Genomic DNA, 4315 nt, shown 5'->3' with positions numbered 1-4315 from the left:
CGCAAGGGGTTGATAAGCTGTCGTGTCACCGCCTTATATCCTCGGCCTAAAGGCAAAAAGGCAGACCTTTGGTCTGCCTTTTTTGGCATCTGATTTAAGTTTTACGCAAGGTACAATGCATAAAACTTATAATCGTTACTTATCAGTTGACTTTACATCAGGCTTTTCAATTTTAGCATGACTGCGTAGATAAGTGACGTAGTCTTGTAAGTCTTGTTGGCCACGAGCATTTGCTAACATAGCAGCAAACTGTTTTTTCTGGTCATCTGTTAATGTTGAAGTACCTGCATCAACCTTACTCACTGCAACAACTGCATAATCTTTGCCTGAAGGAGCTAATGCAGCAGTCCATGTATTGGCTTTAGGTACAGCAAGTCTAAAAGCGACTTTGAGTAAATTAGCGGTAGGCACAGGCGCATTACGAGCACTAGACAAGAAGTCTTGCCATTGTAGCTGATTTGCAGCAGCTAACTCGGCAGCTGATTTACCCGCATTTAATGCCTTAGTCATTTCTTCAGCTTTTTGTTTGGCAATTAATGCTGCTTTATCTAACTGTAAATTGGTTTTAATTTCAGCAGCAACTTCTGTCAATGGCTTAACACGTGCAGGCTCATGCTTGTTTAAGTGAATCCAAACACTATGTTTATTATCTAAAGCTAAAGCCTGAGAGTTTTTGCCATCTTTTAAAATATCATCACTAAATGCTGCCTGAACAATTTTACGATTAGCAGCTAAGCCCTCTCCACCATTCTTAGAGAATAAAGGTGATGTTTGTACCGACATACCATACTGTTTTGCACCTTCGCTCAAATCAGCTGACTCATAAGCTAAAGCATCCATTTTTTCAATGGCTTCAGCATATAGCTCTTCGGCTTTTGCGACTTTAACATCAGCTTCTAATTCAGGACGAATTTCGGCCATTGTAGGAACAGGAGCTTTTTGAATAGCTAGTAACTTAATAATGTGATAACCAAATTGTGTTTTGACTGGCGCAGACACTTCATTCTCTTTTAAAGAATACATGGTTTTTTCAAACTCAGGAACAAAAGCACCTTTACCAACAAAACCTAAATCACCATTAGCAACGGCTGAACCTTCATCTTGAGAATATTGTTTTGCTAAAACACCAAAATCCTCACCTGCCTTAACTTTTTTCTCAATTTCTTGAATTTTTGCTAAGGCATCAGCATCTTTAACTTTATCTGTAATTTTAATCAAAATATGGGCTGCACGACGTTGCTCATTAGACTCTAAAGTTTTGATTTTTTCGGCATAACGAGCCTCAACATCAGCATCTGTTAACAATACTTTGTCTAAAAACAACTCTGAGCCTAAAACCAAATAATCAACGGCAACCTTTTCTTCAGTCGTGTATTTTGTTGTATTGGCTTTGTAATGTTGTTCAACCTCTGCATCAGTCACTTGTACAGTTGCTAAATAATTAGCAGCCGGAAACACAGCAATATGCACATCACGCTTTTGATTATCTAAAGCAGATAATTGATCTAATTGTTTAGATGTTACAAAAGCCGTTTGGTTGATACCACCCGCTAATTGCGAAACAGCCACTTCTTTTTTAGCTTTTTGTGGAAAGTTTAGTGGGTCTTCGCCGATATTACGCAACATTTGCTCATAACGAGCCTGCGAAAATACACCATTTTCTTGAAACGCAGGTGTTTCATGAATCAAGCGATTAATGGTTTCATCATCAATCAAAAAACCAACTTTTTTAGCTTGAGTACTTAATAAGGCTCGATCAACTAAACCTTTTAATACTTCATCACGTAAAACAGTCGTATCAATTAAAGAAGCATCAGGATTTTCGCCCATACCTGCCAAAATACGTTGCTTTTGTTGATCTACACTTTTATCTAACTCAAATTGACTAATTTCATCGCCATTTACTGTCGCCGCAGGTGCTGCTTTACCTCCGACAAAATAGGACTCAATACCCACTAAAGCAAATGGGACTAATAACAAAATTAGCAAGGCTTTACCTAGCCAACCTCGCACCAAATCACGAAAGGCTTGCATCAAATTCACCAAACAGCAAAATCTAAAATAAAACGCGCCCATAAATGGGCGCGCTTGTTATTTGCAAAGCAATAACCACTTAAGCGACAGCGTCTTTTAAGCCTTTACCTGCTTTAAAATCAGGTACTTTGCTTGCTGCAATTTCAATTTCTTGGCCTGTCTTTGGATTACGGCCTTTACGTGCAGCACGCTCTTTGACACTGAATGTTCCAAAGCCAACTAAAGCCACTGAATCTCCTGCTTTTAAAGCATTCGTCACAGCATTAGTAAAACCATCTAAAGCACGAGCAGCATCTGCTTTAGTTAATTGTGCGGAAGCGGCAATTGCGTCAATTAATTCGGACTTGTTCATTTTTTCCCCTTAGTTATTGTCTAACTCACGATGCTATTAAAATACGGCGATAGCCCGCACTGTATCACATTAGCTGGTTTATTTGTAAGGTGGCGATTTATACCAATGCTCATAGGCGGTGGTCAAGGATAACATAGTAGGACTATTGTATTTAATCGCTAAAAAACAATTTTTGTGTTTCACTTAGCAAATTATTTGCGGTAATTTAGTATTGTAAATCGTTACTCGCCTATTTTTGGAAGATGAAAATGCTCTCCGACAAGCTCAAAAACTGGTTACTTCCCTCCGAACTCAAAGCAGCAATCGACAATGCTCCCAAGCCTGTAGGCTCTTTTGATTATGACCGTTGGGGCTATCATCGTGAAACCGCATATAAGGCTGCTGCGTCTGTTCGCTTTTTATATGATCATTACTTTAAAGTTAAAGCTTATGGCCAAGAGCATATTCCTGCTCAAGGTCGAGTTTTGATTGTGGCCAACCATTCAGGTTATTTACCTTTAGATGGCGCATTACTTGGATATAGCTTATTAACAAACCCTTATGCGCCTCGTGTACCACGAGCCATGATGGAGCGTCTTTTCACTGATGTCCCTTATGTTGGCAATTTATTAAACCAAATTGGAGCAGTAACAGGCGAACGTCAAAACTGTATTGATATGCTCAATCAAGAGGAAGCTATTCTCGTATTTCCTGAAGGTATTCGTGGTACCAGTAAAGGTTTTGCTCGTCGTTATCAACTGCAACGTTTTGGTAATGGTTTTATGGATATTGCCATTGAAACCAATACGCCTATTATCCCAGTTGGCATTGTTGGTTGTGAAGAAGCCTTACCGATGTTTGGGAATGCCGAAGGTCTAGCTAAAAAATTTGGCGTACCTTATTTTCCAATTACCTTACCATTGCCTCTACCTGTGCAAGTTAGCTTAAATTTTGGTGAACCTATGTATTTTAATGGGCCAATTCACTGTGAAGACGATTTAGAAGCAAAGGTGAATATTGTTAAGGCCAAAATTCGTCAACTTATTGCAGATGCGCAACATAAACACGGAACAGGATCAGTATAAAAATGACACAAAACACCCAACTTCCCTGTATTTTAATTACGGGTGCAGCAGGCGCACTCGCACAACAAGTGATTCATCGTTTGCAAGGTAAATACCGTTTAGTGGTCTGCGATAGTCGTCGTGAAGTCAGTATGCCTGAGGATATTCCTAGCTATAGACTTGGTTTTACTAAAAGACGCTTTGAAGACTTGTTTAAAGAGTATAATTTTGACGGCATCATTCATTTGGGACGTATAGGGTCTAATGAAAACAATCGTGAAGGACGTTATGCCGCCAATGTCATTGGTAGTCAACGTTTGTTAGACTTAGCTCTAAAATATGGTGTTAAACAAACATTGATATTATCGACCTATTTTGTCTATGGCGCTCATCCCTACAACCCCGCTTATTTAGCTGAGAGTGCACCGCTCAAAGCCGCTGGTATTACAATGGATTTGGTTGATTCTGTTGAATTAGAAAACTTATCCAATATTTATTTATGGAAATATCCAGAACTGAATATTACGATTTTACGCCCATGTAATATCGTAGGGCCTGGTGTTAACAACACGCTAAGTCAACTGTTAATGCAAAAACGTGTGCCTGTGTTAATGGGATATTCACCCATGATGCAGTTTATCCATTTAGAAGATATGGCCGATGCTATTGTCATTGCTTTTGATAAAAATCATGCAGGCATCTACAACGTTGCACCTGATGACTGTGTGCCTTATCAAGTAGCTGTTAAACATTGTGGCTGCAAAACATTGCCCATTCCGTCTTTACCAGCAAGTATGCCCTTATTATTAGCCAAGATTCGTCAAAAAGACTTATTGCCGCCACATCTACTTGATTACTTCAAATATGCAGCAACTATAGATGGCTC

Annotated in this window: 4 protein-coding genes; 2 read left to right on the top strand and 2 right to left on the bottom strand. The window is 39.2% G+C overall.

Features of this window, described 5'->3' with window-relative positions; all coding sequences use genetic code 11:
* Window positions 1-135: 135 nt before the first annotated feature.
* Together Q0212_RS16455 and Q0212_RS16450 are read right to left on the bottom strand one after the other, a co-directional pair.
* Window positions 136-2034 (bottom strand): SurA N-terminal domain-containing protein, encoded by a 1899-nt coding sequence (locus tag Q0212_RS16455; protein ID WP_297927550.1) that lies wholly within the window; start codon window positions 2032-2034, stop codon window positions 136-138.
* 79 nt (window positions 2035-2113) lie between these two features.
* A complete protein-coding gene (locus Q0212_RS16450) occupies window positions 2114-2386 on the bottom strand; it encodes an HU family DNA-binding protein (RefSeq protein ID WP_297927548.1) in 273 nt (90 codons plus the stop codon).
* 248 nt (window positions 2387-2634) lie between these two features.
* Between Q0212_RS16450 and Q0212_RS16445 the strand changes: the two genes are divergently transcribed.
* Together Q0212_RS16445 and Q0212_RS16440 are read left to right on the top strand one after the other, a co-directional pair.
* A complete protein-coding gene (locus Q0212_RS16445; protein ID WP_297927546.1) occupies window positions 2635-3450 on the top strand; it encodes a lysophospholipid acyltransferase family protein in 816 nt (271 codons plus the stop codon).
* 2 nt (window positions 3451-3452) lie between these two features.
* A partial coding sequence (locus Q0212_RS16440; RefSeq protein WP_297927544.1) for an NAD-dependent epimerase/dehydratase family protein occupies window positions 3453-4315 on the top strand: 863 nt, incomplete at its 3' end.

It is taken from the genome of uncultured Agitococcus sp. (genome assembly GCF_937920075.1).
Lineage (GTDB): Bacteria > Pseudomonadota > Gammaproteobacteria > Pseudomonadales > Moraxellaceae > Agitococcus.
Note: the sequence above shows the minus strand (reverse complement) of the source record. Positions and strands in the feature narration are given on the sequence as shown.